Source organism: Desulfobacula sp., assembly GCF_021107415.1.
Map to the genome: position 1 here is coordinate 1 of NZ_JAIOSW010000365.1, position 22,392 is coordinate 22,392.

The 22,392-nt window shown below is 41.5% G+C and carries 21 protein-coding genes; 1 reads left to right on the forward strand and 20 read right to left on the reverse strand.

Annotated features, from left to right (window positions below; translation table 11 throughout):
• On the forward strand, nucleotides 1-242 hold a 242-nt coding region (locus K8S13_RS18330; RefSeq protein ID WP_291464782.1), incomplete at its 5' end, for a helix-turn-helix domain-containing protein.
• 485 nt (nucleotides 243-727) lie between these two features.
• Here the strand turns inward: K8S13_RS18330 and rhuM (K8S13_RS18335) are convergent.
• The 20 genes from rhuM (K8S13_RS18335) to K8S13_RS18430 form a co-directional block, all read right to left on the reverse strand.
• The gene (gene rhuM / locus K8S13_RS18335; RefSeq protein ID WP_291464784.1) at nucleotides 728-1,162 is read right to left on the reverse strand and encodes a RhuM family protein; all 435 of its coding nucleotides are present in this window, start codon (nucleotides 1,160-1,162) and stop codon (nucleotides 728-730) included.
• Nucleotides 1,153-1,314 carry a hypothetical protein gene (locus K8S13_RS18340; protein WP_291464786.1) on the reverse strand — a complete coding sequence of 54 codons (162 nt, stop codon included), beginning with the start codon at nucleotides 1,312-1,314 and terminating at the stop codon, nucleotides 1,153-1,155. The genes rhuM (K8S13_RS18335) and K8S13_RS18340 overlap by 10 nt, the downstream gene beginning before the upstream one ends.
• 115 nt (nucleotides 1,315-1,429) lie before the next feature.
• Nucleotides 1,430-4,495, reverse strand: coding sequence for a DEAD/DEAH box helicase family protein (locus K8S13_RS18345; RefSeq protein ID WP_291464787.1), 3,066 nt, complete (start codon nucleotides 4,493-4,495; stop codon nucleotides 1,430-1,432).
• 20 nt (nucleotides 4,496-4,515) lie between these two features.
• The gene (gene rhuM / locus K8S13_RS18350) at nucleotides 4,516-5,517 is read right to left on the reverse strand and encodes a RhuM family protein (RefSeq protein WP_291464789.1); all 1,002 of its coding nucleotides are present in this window, start codon (nucleotides 5,515-5,517) and stop codon (nucleotides 4,516-4,518) included.
• Nucleotides 5,518-5,531: 14 nt separating this feature from the next.
• On the reverse strand, nucleotides 5,532-5,735 hold the full coding sequence (locus K8S13_RS18355) for a hypothetical protein (RefSeq protein WP_291464790.1): 204 nt from the start codon (nucleotides 5,733-5,735) through the stop codon (nucleotides 5,532-5,534).
• Between the two features lie 25 nt (nucleotides 5,736-5,760).
• Nucleotides 5,761-6,105, reverse strand: a complete 345-nt coding sequence (locus tag K8S13_RS18360) for a hypothetical protein (protein WP_291464791.1) — start codon at nucleotides 6,103-6,105, stop codon at nucleotides 5,761-5,763.
• 4 nt (nucleotides 6,106-6,109) lie between these two features.
• A complete protein-coding gene (locus tag K8S13_RS18365) occupies nucleotides 6,110-6,238 on the reverse strand; it encodes a hypothetical protein (RefSeq protein ID WP_291464793.1) in 129 nt (42 codons plus the stop codon).
• 64 nt (nucleotides 6,239-6,302) lie between these two features.
• Nucleotides 6,303-9,521, reverse strand: coding sequence for a type I restriction endonuclease subunit R (locus K8S13_RS18370; protein ID WP_291464794.1), 3,219 nt, complete (start codon nucleotides 9,519-9,521; stop codon nucleotides 6,303-6,305).
• Nucleotides 9,521-11,071, reverse strand: coding sequence for a restriction endonuclease subunit S (locus K8S13_RS18375; protein WP_291464795.1), 1,551 nt, complete (start codon nucleotides 11,069-11,071; stop codon nucleotides 9,521-9,523). The genes K8S13_RS18370 and K8S13_RS18375 overlap by 1 nt, the downstream gene beginning before the upstream one ends.
• The gene (locus K8S13_RS18380) at nucleotides 11,064-11,471 is read right to left on the reverse strand and encodes an HI0074 family nucleotidyltransferase substrate-binding subunit (RefSeq protein WP_291464797.1); all 408 of its coding nucleotides are present in this window, start codon (nucleotides 11,469-11,471) and stop codon (nucleotides 11,064-11,066) included. Before K8S13_RS18380 ends, K8S13_RS18375 begins: the two co-directional genes overlap by 8 nt.
• Before the next feature lie 71 nt (nucleotides 11,472-11,542).
• Nucleotides 11,543-13,090, reverse strand: a complete 1,548-nt coding sequence (locus K8S13_RS18385; protein ID WP_291464799.1) for a class I SAM-dependent DNA methyltransferase — start codon at nucleotides 13,088-13,090, stop codon at nucleotides 11,543-11,545.
• A gap of 201 nt (nucleotides 13,091-13,291) precedes the next feature.
• Nucleotides 13,292-13,666 carry a HepT-like ribonuclease domain-containing protein gene (locus K8S13_RS18390; RefSeq protein WP_291464801.1) on the reverse strand — a complete coding sequence of 125 codons (375 nt, stop codon included), beginning with the start codon at nucleotides 13,664-13,666 and terminating at the stop codon, nucleotides 13,292-13,294.
• On the reverse strand, nucleotides 13,659-13,949 hold the full coding sequence (locus tag K8S13_RS18395) for a nucleotidyltransferase family protein (protein WP_291464802.1): 291 nt from the start codon (nucleotides 13,947-13,949) through the stop codon (nucleotides 13,659-13,661). The genes K8S13_RS18390 and K8S13_RS18395 overlap by 8 nt, the downstream gene beginning before the upstream one ends.
• A gap of 380 nt (nucleotides 13,950-14,329) precedes the next feature.
• Nucleotides 14,330-17,305 (reverse strand): TrlF family AAA-like ATPase, encoded by a 2,976-nt coding sequence (locus K8S13_RS18400; RefSeq protein WP_291464803.1) that lies wholly within the window; start codon nucleotides 17,303-17,305, stop codon nucleotides 14,330-14,332.
• Nucleotides 17,302-18,216 (reverse strand): abortive infection family protein, encoded by a 915-nt coding sequence (locus K8S13_RS18405; protein ID WP_291464804.1) that lies wholly within the window; start codon nucleotides 18,214-18,216, stop codon nucleotides 17,302-17,304. The genes K8S13_RS18400 and K8S13_RS18405 overlap by 4 nt, the downstream gene beginning before the upstream one ends.
• Nucleotides 18,217-18,245: 29 nt before the next feature.
• A complete protein-coding gene (locus K8S13_RS18410) occupies nucleotides 18,246-19,055 on the reverse strand; it encodes a TIGR02391 family protein (protein WP_291464806.1) in 810 nt (269 codons plus the stop codon).
• Nucleotides 19,056-19,113: 58 nt separating this feature from the next.
• Nucleotides 19,114-19,320, reverse strand: coding sequence for a hypothetical protein (locus K8S13_RS18415; protein WP_291464808.1), 207 nt, complete (start codon nucleotides 19,318-19,320; stop codon nucleotides 19,114-19,116).
• A 3-nt stretch (nucleotides 19,321-19,323) separates the two neighbouring features.
• A complete protein-coding gene (locus tag K8S13_RS18420) occupies nucleotides 19,324-19,719 on the reverse strand; it encodes a hypothetical protein (protein ID WP_291464810.1) in 396 nt (131 codons plus the stop codon).
• Between the two features lie 295 nt (nucleotides 19,720-20,014).
• Nucleotides 20,015-20,359: a cupin domain-containing protein gene (locus K8S13_RS18425; protein ID WP_291464812.1), complete on the reverse strand. Its 345-nt coding sequence runs from the start codon at nucleotides 20,357-20,359 to the stop codon at nucleotides 20,015-20,017.
• 21 nt (nucleotides 20,360-20,380) lie between these two features.
• Nucleotides 20,381-22,392: (Fe-S)-binding protein (locus tag K8S13_RS18430; RefSeq protein ID WP_291464813.1), on the reverse strand; the 2,012-nt coding region annotated here is incomplete at its 5' end.

Sequence of the window (22,392 nt, forward strand, 5' to 3'; positions counted from 1 at the left end):
AAAACGGAATGAGCCGGCGTACATTTGAGCGCAGGTTTAAAACAGCCACGGGAGATTCGTTTTTAACCTATTTACAGCGTTTGAGAGTTGAAGCCGCCAAGCACATGTTTGAGACAGGTTCTCATACATTCGAAGAAATAGCGTATCAGGTTGGTTATGAAAACAGCGGCTTTTTCAGAAAATTATTTATCAGACATACCGGTCTGAGGCCAAAGGAATATAAAACGAAATTTCTAAGATAACAAACCGAAAAGGCAGGACCACGGCGAGAAGGAATTTTTTATAGGAGTCGTGATCACCGACCTCCTGCATTGCAGGAGGTATGATAAAGCCCCTTAAAAGCGTTATTAAATTAAAAAGCTCTCTGACTAAAACTACTATAAAAATTTCCTTCAGGCGTTTCCACAAAAGGATAGGTTCAACAGCATTGTTATCTATTTCATTTATAACCACATACAAAGTCATCTCTCATAAATGGATTGTTTAAGATTTAAGAGGTCAGCGGTTTTGTTTTCTTTTTAAAAAAAATTATAGCATAAAATGGGAAGAATCTCCAATGTTTTCAGGCTCTTCCTACGGCCTCAACTTTGAATATCTACAGCTTGACCGCAGCATGTTCCTTGCTGAAATTCAGTTAATCCAGTTTATTTTTTGGACGTTTCTTTTTATTGCCTGTTTATATTTGTATTTTGGGTATCCTATAATTACAGACATAACAGCCTCTTTTTCAGCTGGGATCTGAAAAATTTCTCTTGCTTCTTTTGTTTATGGCGGCAGGAACAATTCCAATCATGGTTGCTCCCAATCCGTGGATGGCATAGTGCATTTTATTTTGCACGGTTGCAAAGAACTCTTTGGTTATTGAGTCATCATTTTTATAATCAATACTGGTTGCATAAATATCGGTTACTTTCTGGTAAAAATTTCTTTCACTGCTTCTGATGTCCCTGATTCTTTGAAGAAATTCTTCAAAATATCTTGATCTTGCTCCTTCCTGCTTCAAGCGGTCATCATCCATTGTAAAACCTTTTACAATGTATTCATGAATCCGTTTGGTCGCCCACTGTCGAAATTTTGTTCCCTGTATTGATTTAACTCTGTAACCAACTGAAATTATAACATCGAGATTATAATAATTAGGGGCTTTTTGAACTATTTCCAAATTGGAAACAATTGCTTTTTTATCAAGCTCTCCAAAATCGGCTTTAAGATTTCAGGAGATTTTTTGGCAGAATTGTTTAAGTTAACTAATCCAGAAAAGATAACGCTCAAAGCTCCTTCATTATCGCTAAGAAATTTTAAAACATCTTGCATTCTTAGTTCCCTTTTCTGTTAAAACTTGAAAATCTGCGGTATTAGCCGCAGCATTTTGGTTGTTGGGGATCAGTTCAATATCCGCTGGCGGCACATAAGCTCTTGTCTGTTTTGCCTATCTATCGACAATATGTTGAAGGCTATGCTGCATAGCCGCTTTAAATGCCACATCACTTGCTAACAATTTATATAATTCCAATTCATTGCGCCGTTTTTTAAGCATGACATCCTCAAAAATCTTTTGAAATGCCAAAAGCCTGTTACGGGTATCCTGATTATTTTTATATTTTTCGGCAAAATCAGGATGGGCTTTGATGCTGTCGGCAATGTTTAAGAATTTAACACGCTGTTCTTCCGGTGTCGCACTCCAGCCCTGAAACCAATGTTCATTAAAATTGCGGATGATCTCATCCAGTGGGTCATAATCCTCATCTTCACCATGGGCTCCGCGTGGGTTAGGGTTTTGCGGAGTAAGTTCGGTTTCATCTTCATCAAGCCGGATTCGGTGATTGAGTTTAACCCGTTGCAGGCCATAAGATGAAAGGTCAACTGAGTCCAGTAATTCATCAATTTGATCCACATTAGGATCTATGACAATCAATTTTGGAATAAGAAATTTTAAAAACCAGAACAATTTTTCCCAAATCACAATTTCATAAGGCATAATCGATGCCATTTGGCCATAAATTTTGACAAACTGCTTGGCTTTAATCTTAAAATCAGCCTTGTCCATATCTTCAAGTTCCAGGCTGGTATTAAACCTGGCTGCTGCTGTATCAATTATTGGACTGAGCATCCGGGCATCTGCATTACAAAAATAGTATTCAACAAATTTCTCCACTTCATGCCATTCATACACGCCTTCATCATCCAATGACTCTTTTAGTTCGTGCAGCACATTCACATCTGTGGCACAGGAAAGACTGGTGGCTGTATAAAAATCATCAAATGCATTTTTGATGTCATCCACTGTATTAAAAAAATCGAGGATAAACAGATCCTCGGTCTTTTTGCCAAGCTTAGGCGCCGAACGGTTCAAACGGGACAGCGCCTGGACCGCCAGAACATTTTGAAGTTTTTTATCCACATACATGGCCGTTAACTTTGGCTGGTCAAAACCGGTCAGATATTTATTGGCAACCACCAGCAGGCGGTATTCATCTTTATTGAATTGCTCCCGGGTTGCATTTTCACTAAAGCCGTTTATCGAGCTTTCCGTATATTCAAACCCATCAACCTCTTTATTCCCGGTAAATGCAATCACAACTTTGAACGGGTTCCCCTTTTTATCCAGCAATCGAGTGATGGCTTTGTAATAACGAATAGCGGTTACTATATTTTGAGTGATTACCATACCCTTGGCTTTGCCTTTGAGCTTTTTTTGGTTTACCACATGGGGAATAAAATGTTCCAGAATGATTTCTGCCTTGATATTAATGGTCTGCTGGTGTCGCTCCACATAGGCGCGCAGTTTTTTCTGGGCCTTTTGGCTGTCAAACAACGGGTTTTCTTCAATTGATTTTTGAATTTCATAATAGCTTTTATATGTGGTGTAATTGGCCAGGACATCCAGAATAAAGCCTTCTTCAATGGCCTGCTTCATGGAATAAAGATGAAAGGGCTTAAAACTGCCGTCTGGTTGTTGAATCCCGAATTTTTCCAGGGTGGTATTTTTGGGAGTGGCGGTAAAGGCAAAATAGGAGGCATTGCCGCGCATTTTACGGGATACCATGGCTTTGAGAATTTTGTCCTGGGCATCCAGACTTTCATCATCATTGTTCGCACTTCCCATGGCCCGGTTCATGTTGTCATGGGCCGACCCGCTCTGGGAACTGTGGGCTTCGTCAATGACCACGGCAAAATGTTTGTCACTCAGATCGCTGATGCCGTCAATAATAAAAGGAAACTTCTGGATGGTGGTGATGATTATTTTTTTCCCCTGCTCCAGCGCATTTTTCAGTTCTACGGATTTATAGGCCGGGGCAATGATATTTTTAACCTCGGAAAACTCTCTGATGGTCTCCCGCAGCTGTCTATCCAGAAGGCGGCGGTCAGTGACAACAATCACCGAATCAAATAAAGGCTGTTCCATTCCTTTTGCACCAGGAACACCCATATTCTCAGGATAGGTTTCAATGAGCTGATACGCAGCCCAGGTAATGGAGTTGGATTTGCCTGATCCTGCCGAATGCTGAATTAAGTAGGTATGTCCCACGCCATTGCATGCTGCATGGTTGACAAGCTTTCTAACCACATCCATCTGATGATAACGCGGGAAAAAAAGTGTTCGTTTATTTAAGGGATCTTTTGCCTTTCCGTCAAGTCTTACAAAATGTTCGATGATATTGGCAATGCTCTCTTTGCTGAACACCTCTTCCCAGAGGTAAGCAGACTTATGGCCGCCTGTTTCAGAAAGGCCTGGCGGATTACCCGCCCCCAGATTGTGTCCCTTGTTAAACGGCAGGAAAAAAGTGGATTTTCCCGCCAACTTTGTGGTCATATACACTTCATCCGTGTCCACGACCATGTGGACAAGGCAACGGCCAAACTGCAGCAACGGTTGATTTTTGTCCCTGCCGGTCCGGTACTGCTTTTGACCATGATACCGGGCGGTCTGGCCTGTCCATGGATTTTTCAATTCCAGGGTGGCAAAGGCAAGGCCGTTGATAAAAAGGACCAGGTCAATAGCTTCCATGGGATTATCCAGAGAATAGTGCACCTGCCGGGTGCTGGAAAAAATATTGTGTTTAAAGCGTTGCTTTACCCTTTCAGAACTGCTGGCCAGAGGTGCCGGATACATCAGGGTAAGAAGGGCATCATCCACACCCAGCCCTTTTTTCAGCAGATGGAGCAAGCCGTATTTTTTTATCATCCGGTCCAGGCGTTCCAGGATTTTACGCTGCCATTCTTCCTCGCTCTTGCTGTTGCGGGACAGTCTGGCAAGCTCTTTTTCCTGGGTGGTTTCAAGGAACTTCCAGAATCTGGTTTCATCCACAGCAAACCGGGCATTAAACTCTTTGGGGTACCCCAGTTCATATCCATGGTGAGGGCCAAAGGGCAGTTGTGATTCCTCTATTTTATTTTCAGAAGGCTTATCTGCCTTCTGCTCTTCAAGACAGGTACCGGTCAATTGTTTTTCAATGGCGGCCTCCAGGGCCTGTTCATTGGTTTGGCTGACCATGGGAATCTTTATCCTCTTTGTCAAGTTTTAGGTTCGCACAACAGATTCATTATCAGTTTGATTATCGTTTCCTTTTGTTTGCGATCTGATTCTGCCACCAGCAGTGTGAGTGCCGCAAGTCCCGTGTCATTGATCACGGGCTGCCCTTCCTTGTTCATCAGACGTTGGTTTCGATTCAAAAAATCTAAAAATAAAAAGGCACCGCTGCGTTTATTGCCGTCGGTGAATACATGATTCTTTACTACAAAATATAAAAGATGGGCAGCCTTGCTTTCAATGGTTGGATAGGCAGGCTCCCCCATAACCGTTTGGTCCAGGTTCCCGAATATAGCATGAAGCCCCTCAGGATGAGATGGATTGGCAAACAGCTCAGAAGCCTCATTCTTTGCCATCAATTGTTTTTTCAATTCAACAATGGATGCCATGGCGTCTTCAGGCGTTGCCAGAATCCCGCCAGGTCTTCCTTCAGATGCTTTGAGCAAGCCTTCGTCATATTGCTGGAGCCATAAAAAAGTCTGGGTATACCGGCCCATGATATCCACCAGCCCCCGGCCCATATCTGTTTCAAGGGCTGGAGACCGGGCTGCCTTTTGAATCAGGGTCAATGCCTGCTGCAACTCATCTGCATTCTGTTCAAAGCGATGTTTATCAAGACTGTAACCCTGAACAAGATGTTCTTTCAAGCGCTGTGTTGCCCAGATACGAAACCGGGTTCCTTTTTTGGAATTAACCCGGTAGCCCACTGAAATAATGGCATCCAGATTGTAGAACATGATTTTTCTGCGAACCTGACGTTTACCCTCCTTTTGAACCACCGAGGATTCCTCGGTAGTTGCCGGTTTATCCAACTCATTGGATTTATATATATTTCTAAGATGAAGGCCTATGGTGTCTGAATCCTTACCAAACAGCTCTGCCATCTGAGCCTGGGACAGCCAGATTGTATCCTGCTCCAGACGCACCTGAATTTGAGTCTGCCCGTCACCGCTTTGATAAATTTCAATCTGTTTAATATCACCCATGAATTTATAGCCTTTTAATCTGTTGTATTTGCTTCTTTTGGCATCGGCACTTTAATTTTACCGGTAACTGCACTATTAATAAGAGTTGCTTTGTATTCCTTAAGTTTATTGATCATTTGCTCCTGCAAAGCAATTACTTTGTCGATTTTGGTGGATTGGGTTTGGATGTGAATGATAATCTCATCCTGTTCTTTTCGATCTGGAAAACCTATTTTCATGTTAAGAAACATATGGCTATAAAATCTAAGGCAGGATGAATGCAGACCTGTATCCAACTGCTATTATTACATCAAGATTATAAAATTTTGTTTTGTTTGTTTGCGTTTTATCTTCAATTGCACCGTGTTTGGTGGTTAGTTCCAAAATGGAACATACCACTTTTTCGTTTAATTCTCCGTTTCCAAAAATATTTTTTATATGTTTTGTAATCGCCGGTCGTTGAACATCAAACAGTTCTGCTATTTTTTTCTGTGGCATCCATATTGTTTCATCCTGCAATAACACTTCAACTTTAATATCTCCATTTGAAGCTTTATAAAGCAAAAATTCTGTTGTTGGATTATATTTTGATAACTCTTTTTTATTCATTATATCAACCCTCCAAAATCGGCTTTAATATTTCAGGAGATTTTTTGGCGGAACTGTTGAAGTTAACTAATCCAGAAAAAATAACGCTCAAAGCTCCTTCATCATCGCTAAGAAATTTTAAAACATCTTGCATTCTGAGTTCCCTTTTCCGTGAACAAAATCTACGGCAGAAGCCCGTAACATTTTTTTGTTGAGATTTAGTTGTTCACCTGGAAATCAGAAAACAGGTTTGCCTGATCTAATACCATTTCCGTTGCGAGAGCCTGCATGTCAGGCGGATATCCATACTTTCGCAGTAACCGTTTAACAATGACTTTCATTTTCGCCCGTACATTCTCTTTAATATTCCAGTCAATGGTAACATTGCTTTTAATTCTTTCCACAAGCACTGCGGAAAGTTCCCGCAGTTTGTCTTTTCCCATGACATCACGGGCGCTTTGATTCTGTGACAGGGCATCATAAAATGCCAGTTCATGGATTGAAAGACCAAGCGCTTCTCCCCGCTGATCCGCTTGTTTAATATCTTTTGCAAGCTTGATCAATTCTTCTATGACTTCTGTGGAGGTGAGAAGCTTGTTCTGATATTTTCTGACTGCAGCATCCAAAAGTTCTAATAATTTTCTGCTCTGGACAAGATTTGTTTTTTTTCTGGCCTTGATTTCATCGTTAAGAAGCTTTTTTAACAGTTCAAGGGCAAGATTTTTGTGCTCCATACCTTTGATTTCTTCCATGAATTCATCTGACAGGATTGAAATGTTCGGTTTTTTGATCCCGGCTGCATCAAAGATATCAATTACTTTGTCGGAAACAACCGCCTGATCAATAACCTGGCGAATGGCAGTTCCAATTTCTTCGGACGTCCTCCCTCCTTCTGAGATACCAAATTTTTGCAGCCTTGCCTTTACTGCCTGAAAAAAGGAAACTTTTTCTTTGATATCCATGGCCTCTTTCGAAGGAACGGAAAGGGCGAAGGCTTTTGAAAGTGCTGTAACTTCGTTGACGAACCGGTCTTTTCCATTATCTATGCTGAGTATGTATTCTTCTGTTTTCAGGATGATGGATAATTTTTCTTTCATTTGTGCAGAAAAATATCCGTCATACGGCATTCTTTCCAACATCTGCTCAATTATTTCAAGTTTTGACAGCATCAGGTTAATGGCATCTTCCTGGGTTTCAGCGGGTTTGCCTTTTCCTCCGCTGGCCGTATAAAAGGAAAGGGCCTTTTTTAAATCAGAGGCAATCCCGATATAATCCACAATCAAACCGCCGGGTTTATCAAGATATACCCGGTTCACCCTGGCAATGGCCTGCATCAGGCTGTGCCCTTTCATGGGTTTGTCAATGTAAAGAGAATGCAGGCACGGCGCATCAAATCCGGTGAGCCACATATCCCGGACAATGACAATCTTAAGCGAATCCTGCGGATCTTTGAACCGGTCTGCCAGAAACCGTCTCTGGGTCTTGCTGGTATGGTGTTTTTCCATCTCAGGGCCGTCCGATGACGAGGCTGTCATAACAACTTTGATGGCACCTTTGTCAAGATCAGGGCTGTGCCATTCCGGCTTTAATTTAATGATCTCATTATAAAACTTAACAGCAATGCGCCGGGTCATGGCAACCATCATGGCCTTGCCTTCAAACACAGAAAGCCGCGCTTCAAAGTGGGCCACCATATCCTGAGCAATACGGGCCACCCGATCCTTTGATCCAACAATGGCTTCAAGCCTTGTCCATCTGGCTTTTGCCTGTTCAGTGGCAGACAGATCTTCTTTTTCCAGGTCTTGTTCCAGTTCATCAATCAGTTGTTGACCTTCTTTGTCAATCCTGATCCTGGCAAGCCTGCTTTCATAGTAAATTTTGACGGTGGCCCGGTCTTTCACGGCCTGGGAAATATCATAAATGTCAATATAGTTGCCAAATACCGCAGGCGTGTTCTTGTCTGTCAGTTCCACAGGCGTTCCTGTAAATCCCACAAAGGTGGCATTGGGAAGGGCATCCCGGATATATTTGGCAAATCCGTAAAGGGTCTTTTTTCCAGTGACATTGCCCTTGTTATCTTTTATATCCACTTCTCTTGCCTTGAACCCGTACTGACTGCGGTGGGCCTCATCTGCAATGACTACGATATTGGACCGGTTCGATAATAATGGATAAACGGCTTCGCCATTTACGGGTGAAAATTTCTGGACCGTGGTAAACACAATACCGCCGGAAGCCACTTTTAACAGTTCCTGGAGCACATTCCTGTTCTGTGCCTGCACCGGGTCCTGCCGCAGCAACTGCCGGGATGCGGCAAAGGTATCAAACAGCTGATCATCCAGATCATTCCTGTCGGTCATGACCACAATGGTCGGATTATCAAGTGTTAATACCAGCTTGCCCGTGAAAAAGACCATGCTCAGGGATTTGCCACTTCCCTGGGTGTGCCAGATCACGCCGCCCTTCCTGTCCCCTTTTTCCTGATTTTGGACCGTGGGCTGACCATAAACCACCGGGTCTTCTCTTACAGCCGATTCGCTTTCCGGCTTTGGCGAAGAAGCCCTTATAACTGACTCAAGCGCCTTGTTTACAGCAAAATACTGGTGATAATAGGCAATCTTTTTTTCGGTCTGAACCATGGTCATGCCGGTCCTGATATCTTCTTTTCCTGATTTTTCAAACACTGTAAAATACCGGATCAGATCCAGAAGGATCTTTTTATTGAGCATACCGCAGATCAGGATTTCCAGTTGATTGACGAGCTTTGAGGCCTCAATTTTCCCGTCTTTTGTCTTCCAGGCGGAAAAACGGTTGAACCCTGAAGACAATGAACCCACCCGGGCATCCAACCCGTCCGAAATAACAAGAAGGCTGTTAAAAACAAATAATGAAGGAATCACGGATTTATAGGTTTCAAGCTGCTTGAATGCAGTGGTAAGGATAGCATTTTCATCCACCGGATTTTTTAATTCCATGACAATAAGGGGCAGACCATTAATAAAAATCACGATATCCGGCCGTTTGTTGACATTGTCTTCCGTCACAGTGAATTGGTTCACGACCAAAAACTCGTTGTTTTCAGGCGTGTCAAAATCAACAAGCCAGACCTTGTCTCCCCGTGTATCCCCGTCTTTTTGAAACTCCACATCTATACCATTGGTCAAATAGATGTGAAAGGTTTCATTGGTGTTAATCAGATCAAGGGAGGCCAGGTTAAAAATTTCCCGAAGGGCCTGTTGCTGTGCATCATCCGGGATGGATGGATTCAAAATATTCACCGCATGGGCAAGCCTGTTTTTTAAAATAACTTCTGTATAAGCGGCTCGTTCCGGTTTTTCTCCGTCCGGTGCCATGGTCGGCCCGTAAACATATTCATAAGCTTCCTGCCGGAACAGCTCTATAGCAAAGGATTCAATTTTGTTTTCAGATATTTTCATCAGTCACTGACCCTGATCTGACCGGACATGAGTTTGGGTAACAGGGTGTCACGGGTTTTAGCCAGGATCTGTATTTGGGTTTCATTTTTTTCTTTTTTTAACAAAATGATTTTTAAAGAACTATCGGCTAATTCTATTAGTCTCCAGTCTGGAATAATGACTTCACATTCTTTCAATTCCGACTGTTTAATACCCTGCACAGTAGAACCAGAACCTCTTCTTTTAACTAAATATTGTCCCACGAAGCTATCTAACCAAAAATATAAATAGGATGGTAAAACAACTTGTTGGTCAGCTCGCATAGCAAATACTCTTTGTGCTGGGTAATACTTTGTATTTTCAGATATATAATACAACTCACCCAAAGGCGCTTCTGATGTCATGATAATATCACCAATTAATAGCTTTTCCGATTGATTAAACAGATCATGGAGCACAAAATTAAATTTATCCCTATTAATCAGATTCCCATTTTTAACAAATTTAGCACTCAATGCTGGAATACCACTTTCAACAAATTTTGGAGTTTTTCCCCTATTATCAATTAATGCTTTAAGACAATTGCCAAGTTTTTTTACCATCCAACCACCTGGAATCTCCCCCAATTCAGACCCAACCATCTCTCCGCCACTATCCTTATAGGATTTCCCATTTTCATCCGGGAAATTGAAATCCACAAACCATTGTTTAAAAAGAGTCTGGGCTATTTTTTCAAGGATTTGGTTTTGTCTTTGAAGGTTATCAATTTTTAAGTCTATACACGAAAGAGTATTCTCGATTTTATTTATTTCATTTTTGCTCGCTGGATATTTAACATCAATATTTTTAAAGGTATCCCGTGTTATTGTATTAAAAACTGAACCATGAGTATTTTTCTTAAGTTTTTGTAGATTATATTTCAGAAGATAATATAAATAGGCGTTTGATAATGGAAACTTTGCCCTCAATCCATAGCAGGATTGATTGAATGCCATCGCCCCTGATAGCTGAGCTAACTCACCGACAGTTCCTCTGGCTGAAATTATTAAGTCGCCTTTATTCAATAACTTTGTTGAACTATTTTTTAGTCCTATTTCTGTTATTGATTTCTCAGTCTTAAAAACCCATCTGTTGTCATTTCCAAAATCAACGACCGATAGCCATGGAATATTTCCAGACCAGTATTCCTCTACTGAGGTCTTGGGTGTCCCTCCACCAACTATTTCAATGATTTCATCTAAAAAGCACTCCTGCCACTCACCATTGTCAATTCCATAAATAATTTTTCCGACCCGATCAATATGCTCCTTGAGCTTTTCATTTTTAATACTCTGATAATCCGTAATATCAAAAAAATAAGGCAGTAGAGTCTCTTCTTCCAATTCAAAATGAATGTGGGAACAGATACTGGATGTAAGTTTTCCACCTTTTAATGCAATATCGATGTCTGATCCTCTTTGATAAGTACCCATGGCACGGGACCCGTACAAAACAGCAGTTTCAACTTCCGGGTATTTTCCCAAGACCTGAATGATGGTTTTAATATCCTTCTTTGTTAAGCCACTACTCATTATTGTATTCTTTTTTAAAATAGAAATACAGATCCCGTATCATGGGTGCATATATTTTCCTGATTTTTTTATCTATCTTCTCTGCCATCTCATCATCGTAGGTATGCACGGTTTCATTTCTATTTTCCAATGCTTCTATCCAATTATGCCCGTCTATAATGATTTCATTTTGAAAGGCCTGTTTTAATACCCCTCTGGGTGATTTTTCTTCAAATCCCTGCTCAAACAGATAATCTTTAATGGTTTTCCAGGAAAGTTCAAAAACAATCTCAAAAGCTTGAACCAGACCCATTTTTTCAGCTTCATTGGGTGATTCAATATCCAGAATGCGCCGAAATATTTGATACGCTCTGTCAAGGTTATCAAATCTCTGTTTCCATCGAATGTCTTTTTTTCCCATTTTTAATTCTCCGATCTTATATTTCCCGGCTTACGTTTTCCAGATTTGCCAGACAGTGTCCGGCATTTTGTTCATATCTCAAACCCCACTTTGGCAAGCTGTTTTTTGATTTCAATATCCAGCTTTTGCGCTTCTTCCATCTGCTCTTTTAACTGCCCGGTCAGAGATTTCATTTTATCTTCAAAAGGAATGCCGTCATCAACTTCGTCCGGGATACCTACATATCTTCCCGGGGTCAGGACAAATTTATGCTTGACGATTTCCTCCAAATTAGCGGATTTGCAAAACCCTTTGATGTCTTCATAGGTACCGGTGTCTGATTTCCAGTCATGATAGGTTCTGGCAACTTCCATGATATCTTTTTCATAATCAAAGGCCCGGTTGCGCCTGTCCACCATATATCCCATATTAGAGGCGTCAATAAAAAGAACTTCGTTTTTCCGGTTCCTGTTTTTATTACCGTTTTTGTAACGGCTTAGAAACCAGAGGCAGGCGGGGATGCCGGTATTGTAAAAAAGCTGGGTGGGTAGCATGACAATGCAGTCCACAAGATCGTCTTCCACAATTTTTTTCCGGATACTGCCTTCGCCGCCGGTATTGGAAGAAAGAGACCCATTGGACAAAACAAATCCTGCAATGCCGGTGGGAGCAAGATGGTAGATAAAATGCTGGACCCAGGCAAAGTTAGCATTTCCTTTGGGGGGTGTCCCATACTTCCAGCGGCTGTCTTCCAAAAGAAGATCCCCTGACCAGTCACTCATGTTAAACGGGGGATTGGCAATGATATAATCTGATTTCAGGTCGGGGTGGGCATCTTTGAGGAAAGAGCCTTCATTATTCCATTTGACATTGGAAGCGTCAATTCCTCTAATGGCAAGGTTCATTTTTGCCAGGCGCCAGGTGGTCTGGTTGCTCTCCTGGCCATAAATAGAGATATCATCCAGTCGTCCCTGGTGGCTCTCAATAAATTTTTCACTCTGGACAAACATGCCGCCACTGCCGCAGCACGGATCAAGGACTCTTCCATTATAGGGTTCCAGCATCTCAACCAGCAACCGGACAATGCTTTGGGGGGTATAGAACTGTCCCCCTTTTCGTCCTTCAGCAAGAGCAAATTGACCCAGAAAATATTCGTACACCCGTCCCAATACGTCCTTGGCCTTTGCTTTGGCATCACCCAAGGCAATCCTGCCCACCAGATCGATAAGCTGGCCTAAGGACTGCTTGTCAAGGTTGGGTTTTGCAAACTCTTTGGGCAGAACCCCTTTAAGGGTCGGATTCTCTTTTTCAATGACAACCATGGCATCATCAATCCGTTTGCCGATATCCGGTTGTTTTCCATGGGCTTGAAGATAGCTCCACCGGGCGATTTCAGGAACAAAAAAAATACTTTCCGCCTTATATTCATCCTTGTCTTCCGGATCAGCGCCTTCATATTCTCCTTTGCCCTCAACCAGTTTTGCATACAGCTCTTCAAAGGAGTCTGAAATATATTTAAGAAAAATCAACCCCATAACCACGTGTTTGTATTCTGAGGCATCTATGTTCTTGCGCAGTTTGTCTGCTGTCTGCCAGAGGGTTTTTTCAAAGGGCTGATTTTCTGCTTTCTTTTTTGCCATTATGTTGTGTTCTCCATAAAAAATTCCCACTTAAATTTGTAACTTCAGCGAGTATGATAGAACGTTGCAATTATCGACGCAAGGTTCTTCTCAAAGGATCAAGAAAACTTGCTTCAGTTTATTTTCGGTATTACTGGTAGATTTTATTGATTGATAATTCTTTTCATTTGGTAAATAATTCAAGCTGCTTTCCTTGTTGGGTTAAATTTTCAAATCCTTTGTCATTTTTTGAATTGTACTCAAAAGTTGAGGAATCTTTCTCTTGCATGTAAAAAATATTGTTTCCGCATTAATGTCGGCGTAGTGGTGTGTGATAATATCCCGCATTCCCTTTGCCTTTATCCAATCAACATCCGGATACTGTAATAATAATTTTTGATCTGTAATTTTATCCAGATTTTTTAGTGATTCTCCTATGACGATCAACATCATGCAGATGGCATCCATTTTTTCTATACCTACCGGGGTATCAGTAAAGTCACTTGGCCCTTCTATGATCTGAAAGCGGTCAATGATTTTTTGGGCAGCTTCTTCGATCTGTCGAAGGACTTCTAAAGCAAGCTCTTTGTCAAGCATATACCGCCTCACTATCTATTCTTTTTTTTAAAAATGGATTCATAGTGTCCTTGTATGTAACAATGTCCACAGGTCTGCGAAGCCTTTTCTCCAAATCATTTTTAATACCTGCAAGCATGAACAAATCCGGTTCTGATATACGAACGACCACATCCACATCACTGCCTTCCCCGGCCTCATCACGAGCCGCTGATCCGAAAATACCGATTGAAAGAATATTGTATTGCGCTGCAACATCTTTTTTATAATTACGAAGTGTTTTAATGATATCCTTTTTGCTCATTGTGCCTCCTTTCAGACCTTTCTATTTCATCGAATATAGTGAAAAATACCCGATTCAATAATTGGCCTATACCTTACTACTCAAGGGCTCCATTGTATCATTTCTAAAAATATCCACAACAGGTTTGTTTTAATATCAGAGTAATAATTCTTGACGTTATCGTAAATTGTTTGGATTTTTTCTGTAATGTTCATTTTCTCTCCAATCCATAACACGAAAAATAACCGGCTTGCCCGGTTCATTTTTGTTGTTGAAAAAGCATTTAATGTAAAATTAAGTTTTGAAAAAATCCTCTTTCATTTACAGCATATTGTGAAATATTGCTTGATCCTACTCCTTTTCCCCGTCTATAGCACCTATGATAAACCTTAAAACATACTCTATCTCTTCAATCGGACGCGAAGGCGTCTTGCACGCTCTTGAAACGCTGTTTCACCACCTTCTAAAATATTACAAACTGCTTTTCGAACAGATTCGTTTTCTAGTCCTCCTGCATGGTAGGCGATCGGTGGAAGTCCTCCAATTGGATGTGGCCCCGCTTCGGCAATAATGATTTGGTCTGCATCTGTGTTGATTACAAGATTGGCATTATGAGTCACCATAATAACTTGACGCTTAGCTTTTGCTTTAGTGAATAATGGAACAAGTTCATCGTTTACAGACTTTGGATCTAGGTTCTCCTCCGGTTGGTCGATAATCAATGGACGATCATCATTTTCATCCATTGCAAGATATAAAAGTAATAATACAATTCCTCGCGTCCCTGGCGAAAGCTTGCGGATATCAATACCATCATAGACAATCTCGTATCGAATTGAGATGTGATCAGTTCCGAAAAGCCAGCCAGCGAATCGTTTTAGCCACGCTTTATATTCAGCTTGTTGTGTCGGGGCATAGGGTGCGTGGGTAAGTATATCCTTTAGGTAGGTCGAAATGAAATCAGTCATTGCCGCCTGAATCTCGGTTGCAGTGCCTTTCTCCCATGCTGGTTTAAGCATTTTTTCCACACGTGTTATTAAAGAGCCTCGACCCATGAAGGGTCCTGTTTTACGTCGATCTAGAAGATTCTCCTCGGCGAAAGCTCCCCATTGATCAGCATCAACGACGCGTCGGACATAAAAGCCAAGTTTTCTTAATGTTCCAGACGATAATGCAAGTCGTGCTAATAATGGAGCATAGAGGTCCGTGAGCGCAGACTGCTCATTGATAATTGCTTCAAATATACGCCCGTAGGCATGGTCTCGTTCAGTTTGCAAATCCTTCCTACGTTCCGCTGCCCCTTTTGCATCGGTCCGTTTCAATTCCAGCGCTTTAAGGGCTGTATTCTCTTGTCTAATTCGTTTAGTCAGTGCTACATACTGATCCCTAACAATTTTGTCTGCACTGAATAAAGCTTCCAACCTATTCATCTCTGCAACGATAGTCGAAAGCTTCAGAGTCTTGAGATCAACTTTGTCGGCAATTAAAGGTGTCTTCGGATCCTCAGGTTGGCAAGGTTTGCCACTAAGATCGGCAATCTGTTTGTCAGCCCATACCACATACCCTGATAGACTATTGTCGACATCTCCTTTGTAAATCAGGAGGAACTCGCCCCACTGCTGATCATTAAGCCCACTTAGTCGATGCCTTTCTTGTGCCTGGCGAAGCATCTCCGGTGCTTTTGTTGTGCGGGTACCGGCTACCTCATCCTGCATCGCCAGGAAAGCACGTCGTTGATTTGTAAAAGCCTGAATCTTTTCTCTAAGAGCTTGAGCTACTTTACTGAGTTCCGCGTGACGTTTCACCTGAGCTTCTGTACCCTTAACAACGAGTTTGGCGAGATCTGAATTGTAATTATTGATTAGTACTTTTTTCTGCGCGACTTGTTTAGTAAGCGTAAGAACCAAACTCTGTTTTTCCAGTTCAAGCGCAATTCGATCAGACAGATCAGATATCGCTTCGACTTCTCGATCACGAGCCTGACGAAATCGGTTTGTCCGATATTCTCTAAATTCATTGAAATCAATAGCGCCTTCACGTTCATCAAGTGGGTGAGCTTCCAGGATTACTCTTTCAATCTCTTCGATAAGCCTGTCGGAAACCCCATTTGACGAGCAAAGTTCTTCGACGAATTGCTGGGATAGGTAACGGGCTCTTGGAAAAGAAATATTTCCGTTAGCATCATGCCCATTTAATGCCCGTTTTTCAATACCACCCCCTCCCCATGTTAGAGTGACTGTTGCATCTCCGATAAGCTGGTTTGCTCGGATCAAAAAGGAGGGGCTGGTGTTCTCGTTAGTATTCCACGTATCCCGTGGTATTGAATCACTTCCTGCGGCAATTATATCTGCAAGAGCTGTTTTGCCAGATCCGCGGGCTCCAATGATAGCAATTAGGCCAGGATTGAGAGGGATTTTGGGTGTTTTAGCCCAAGTCGCGTTACCTACCGACACGTGGGAGATGACCTGAGACTGCATCGCCGTACTCGGTGGCTCCGACCCAACGAATGCACGTCCTTCTGGATCGATGCAAGCTTGGCGTAAGGTATCAAACTCTAAGCCACCTTTAATCCAAGAAAAACGGTCCTCAACTGGGTGCCCGACTGTTTTTTGGTCATGAGAATCACTACCATGAAGACAAGGTTTGCAACCGTTGTAACGTTCGCGTAAAGACTCCATATCAAGGCTACGCTGCCCTAACCAAAATTCCCGTTGTGCTGGGCTGCTAGAAAATATAATATGAGCAAATTTCTCAATTTCTTGACGTACAGTGGCATCAGCCGCTTGACGTAAACCCGAGGTGCCATCGCTGGCTCCTCCAGCAACAGCAATGAGGATGTTATCCTTGGCCCATTCACTTTGGTGATATATCTCTCGAAGCTGTTTAAAATTGACTTTGAATTGAGTTGCTCCGTGTCGAAGTGCAACATGGTCTTCGGTGATGCTTGGATCTGATCTTTTTCCAAGGGCTATGAGGTCGCTTCTCGTACAGGCAAAACTATCGCCATGCGCCTGGAACTGCATCCTGGTTAGTATTCTTTGAAGTTGGGTGAGGTGATCGGAATCTTCTGGGCTAACTAAAAGGTGGATATTCACGAAACCAGATTTTGCCGCTATATCAAGTCGAAGCTCTACATTAGGGAATATCAACTTAACGAAAGGAAGTCTGCCAGTTTGTACGTAATTCAAAACTTTTTCATATGTGTCAGTGACATAATAATCAGTGACTGCAATGGCTTCGATCTTCGGGTTAAGCGCCTCAAGTGTAGTTAAATATTCCTCCCATGGATCACTACCTCCAAATTGATTATTAAGAACTGTACCAGGGGCGTGGATATGAGGTTCCCAGCGCCGCCACTGTGAGCCGCGACTTATCATTTTTTAGATCCTCTTACTTTATGAGTTTCAGCAAGAAAAACAGAAAGGGTAGATGCCGCACCAACAGCCAATTTTGCATGTCTCGGTTGCAATCCCTTATTGCCGTTTAATTTCCCGTGTCCTGTTCCATAACTATTTCTCAACTCAGCAATGCCTTGAGTAATTGTTGCTAAATTACTGAGTAACCTTTTGATCGTGTCACCAGCTTTTGATTGGTTTGGTATGTTTGCTGGCGTCAGTTCCAATTGTTTTACAGTTTTTTTAACTAATTTTGGTAAATCATCTCTACCTGAGAATGTAACATTGCATTCATGCAATATACTTTTACAACAAGTTTCAATCAATTCTTTGGCGGTTCCTATAGCTAATTCAGGATCTTGATTGACAGCAGTCTCCATTCGAGTGATTTGTTGGGATATATATCCCACATCAGTTCCAGAAAATAATTCCTTAGCAGAATTTATTCCAGGCGATACTGATGTTCCTATATAACGTCCAACATACATAGCTTTTCCTGAAATTCTGGCCTTTTCGATTATTTCGTAACCATCATTTTTCAAACAGTTGTTGTAGAGCTGACAAAGCCTTTCGCACTCGGTTGCGTCAGATCTTACAACAGGGTGAATTGTTTCACAAAGGAATCGTAATAAGGTTTCATCATCCCCTCTCATAAGATTGAATCTATCATCCTCAAATATCCAATTGTCGTCCCAGTCATAGTTATTAACTGTATGCTGCCATATATCTCCAGTTGCATTATCGAACCGGCCATCATATGAAGGCATTGAATCCAAGTCCCAGATCCTTGAAAGAAATGCTGTCTCTTCTAGTCGACCATATAGATTAATTTTTTCAAGAAATATTGAATCTAAGATATCCCGCCGAGTAATTTCTGTGATTTTCCTTGTCATTTGAGCCTCGAGTTATACAAGCATTCTCATTATGAACCACCTATTTTAATCGTAATATCCAGTTTCCTATGAATGAAGGAAATCATTGAAAATATATCTAATGCATCCTGTTCTGAAATTGGCCAAGTTATTTTTGGAGCATGGGCTGTAGGATTTCTTATAGCACCGAATATACCGATAAGCATATTACCAAAGCCCTTTTGTTCACTGAGTTCAGTTTCTGTTGATAGTGAATTTATTGCGAGGATTGGCGCCTTAACAGAGAAAGCTTTGTTTACAAGTTCAGCCCCATCTGATTTAAGTCCTGACATTTTTCTTGTTCGATCAGCAACCCCTTTAATAGCCTCCAAGACTGCATGAAAATAATTTTCTTCTAAAAGCTCAGCCTGACAATAATTAAATATTTCCAAATGTGAGTTTCTATCTTCTAACTTGGATCGAAGTGCGCCAGCCCTTGCACGAGCCCCCTTTAATGTTGTCTCTTTATTTGAAATGATAACTTTGCCGTCATCACGAACCATAAAGCCAGAGAATGCAAGAACTACATTGATTTCACTTCTTCTCCATTCGAATTTTTCTTTGTCTCTAATGTACTTTACTGGATCGAGAGCTCTATTGATTAGCATAATCAAGTGGTTCCCTACCTGATATTTATTTTGCGCTTCTGCAAGTGCATTGAATAGTCGTTGCCATTTTGTAATACCTGGAGTCACATCAGTAAGCTTACACTCTTGGAGTAAATACCCAATTTCAGAACCAGTAAGTCCCCTTTCTGTATCGCCAAGAACACGGCATGCTGCTTCTAATTTTTGTGCATTAAATTGTTGTACCTGATCCATTTTTTCCCTAATTGCCTAACGCTTCTCATTATCCACCGGTCGGCTGTGGATGCAATAGTTATGAATTATTCCTTTGATTTCTTTCCCTTTCCAAAATCTTAATATATTCTTTTAGACCATGTTGACCATTTAGAGTATAACCATCTTCGATATATTGTTCTTCTTTTACTTTTTCAATTGGATCCGATGTTTCTGGATTCCATTGCTTGAAATTGATTACAATTAACGCCGATTTTATTTCAATATTCTCAGAAGAAAAAGGCATATTTTATCTACCTTGAAAGTACGAAGGGGAAAAAATCTCGGTGTGATTAAAGCACAAATAAAATTGATGTCTCCAATGTTCTTCTTGCTCAGAACATACAAGTCGATAAAGTTCTGTTTTCAACATTGATTTGAGTTTTTGAAATCTGATGATATGTCTCGATGTCGTTAACCAATTTAATCTGCTATTTTCAGGTGATGAAAAATTTCCATTTTCGCCAGTTAAAGTAACGTAAGCTCTTTCAAGTGCTAATATGGCTTGATTACATATTTCTCTATCTTGGGATAACTCCGCATCATCTTTTGCTTTTTCCTTTGCAAGCCAATAATTAAGTACTGCTATTATTATCGTGATTAATGTTAATCCGCTGAGAATAGTTCTATATTCTTCTAATGTCATATCAAGCCTTTTTTATTATTACGTCATGCTTTTAGAACAAGTAATTAACCGGTTGCCCGCATATCTTTCATTGATAAAAATTTATTTGATAATTAATCGCACCCATTTTATATTTTTTTATCCGCATAGCATTCACTTTTTAAGAATATTATCTTAGGGATAACATGATGACTAAAATACCGCAATAATTATCACAGCAATTTGATAACTATCTGGATAGGAAGGGAATTATTGCCAGGCAGCATAAGTTTTTTAAAATTTTGTGAATCAGGTTTTCATCGCCCCTGATTCTTATCTATTTATCCCAAGGAGATGCAACCACCAGGATAACACAAGGTTCAGTACCATTATTGAGAAGGCTGTGGGAAGAACCCGTGGGAATCCAGGTGGCATCTCCGGGAGTTACCTGCTTTTCTTCATCATCGACCCGCATCAGGCCTGTTCCGCTTAAAACAAAATAGATCTCTTCCATGGGATCGATATGGGATTCGATTTCTTTACCCGGCTCAAGCCTTGCAGTTGCCAGAAAACCTATTTCGTTTAAGGTTCTACAGTCAAGGACCATCTGGGCAACAGCACCGCCATGAGCCAGGTATGTGGTTTCAAGCACTTCTTTATCATTTAGATTTCTAACAATCATGGTATTTGTTTTCTACCGATCTCACACCATATTATTTGCCACAAGTTCGGCGATATCCCGGGTCTTGACTTGTTCGTCTTTATCCAGCTCTTTCATGCCGTCTTCAATCATGGTTAAACAGAAAGGGCAAGCCACGGCTACATTTGCCACATTTTTATTGACGATTTCTTCGGCTCGTTCCACATTGATTCTTTTACCAATGGTCTCTTCCAACCACATTCTTCCACCGCCGGCACCACAGCAAAAGCTTTCCTTACCATGCCGGTCAAGTTCCTGGAGCCCGTCTTTTGATATGGACTGCAAAATTGATCTGGGTTGATCATAAATTTCATTATATCGCCCCAGATAGCAGGGATCGTGATACGTCAGAGAGCCTTCCAATGATTTGTTCAGGGTGATTTTACCAGATTTTACAAGCTCATCGATAAACTCGGCATGATGGATCACTTCATAATTTCCGCCCATTTGCGGGTATTCATGCTTGAGCGTATTAAGACAATGAGGGCATGCCGCGATAATTTTTTTAACCTTGTAATTGTTCAGGGTTTCAATGTTTTCCTGGGCCATCATCTGGTACATCATCTCATTGCCGACACGTCTGGCAAAGTCGCCGGTACATTTTTCTTCCACACCTAAGATTGCAAAGCTGACACCGGCTTTTTGCAGTATTTTGACCAGGCTTGTGGATACCTTTTTGCTTCGATCATCAAATGAACCGGCACAGCCAACCCAGAGCAGGTAATCGACATCCGAAGTCTCCGCCATGGTTTTAACTTCCAGTCCATCTGCCCAATCAGCACGCTTATCATACCCGATACCCCATGGGTTGCCATTGCGCTCAAGTCCTTTAAGGGCCACGTTCAACTCCTGGGGATAAACTCCTGCCATCAATGTCTGCCCCTGTCTCATGGCTATTATACGGGGAACATGTTCGATGGTCACAGGACAGACCTCTTCACAGGCCCGGCAGGTGGTACAGGCCCAGAGTGTGTCTTCGGAGATCACGTCACCAATCAGCGTCTTTTTACTGTTGAGTTCGGCCTTGAGTTTGCCCTCGACCTCAGCTATCTTCTCATTAATTTCTTCATTTTTTTCGGAAGTATCATCATTTTTGATGAAGGGAAATAACTTTGCTCTTTTAATAATCTTGTCTGCATTATCAAATAGTTCAGCTTTCAATGCATCATTAAAATCATGCAGATTCAACGGTTTATCCGTGGTGAAAGCCGGGCAAACCTCTTTACATCGGCCGCACTCGGTGCAGGTGTAAAGATCCAATCCCTGTTTCCAATTGAGCTGGTGGATGTGATTGATTCCTAAGGATTCGTCTTCCCAGACCGATTCATCTTCCAAATCCAGAAGTTTGGCTTTTTCATGGGGATATCCCAGATTCTTTAAGAACACATTGGGTAAAGCAGTAATAACATGGAAATGTTTTCCCAGGGGCAGAAAATTAAGAAAAGTCAACTGGGTGATGATATGCAACCAGAACATACTGGTCAGAATAAAAGTGTTGGCATCAGCTCCCATCCAGGATATCAGGCTTGCTGCTCCCACGGAAACAGGTGTCCAGATAAACTCGGAACCATACTGGGGGTTATTAAAAAAATGAAGGTGTCCGGGATTATTATGCAAAGCAATTAAATTATACCGGGCGCCATCAAGTAAGAGATCGGAAATCATTAAAACCACAATCATGACCAAAACAAAATAGGCTTCCCATGTATTGTGCATCCGTTCAGGTTTAAGAACTGCCCGACGAAATATGGCAAAACCAGCCATCAATAAAACAATGGCTTCCATGATATCTTTTAAGGCAATATAGAGATACCCTATTATAGAATCATTACCAAAAATTGGCAGTTGAAAACCCCTTACAAACCCTTCTCCATATAAACTCAGACTGCGAATCAACAGAACACAGAATCCCCAGAAAATAAAAGCGTGCATAATGCCGGCAATCCACTCTTTTTTCCTTCCCACCAAGCGCTTCTGACCCATGGCCAGAATCACCATATTCTTAAGTCGTTCTT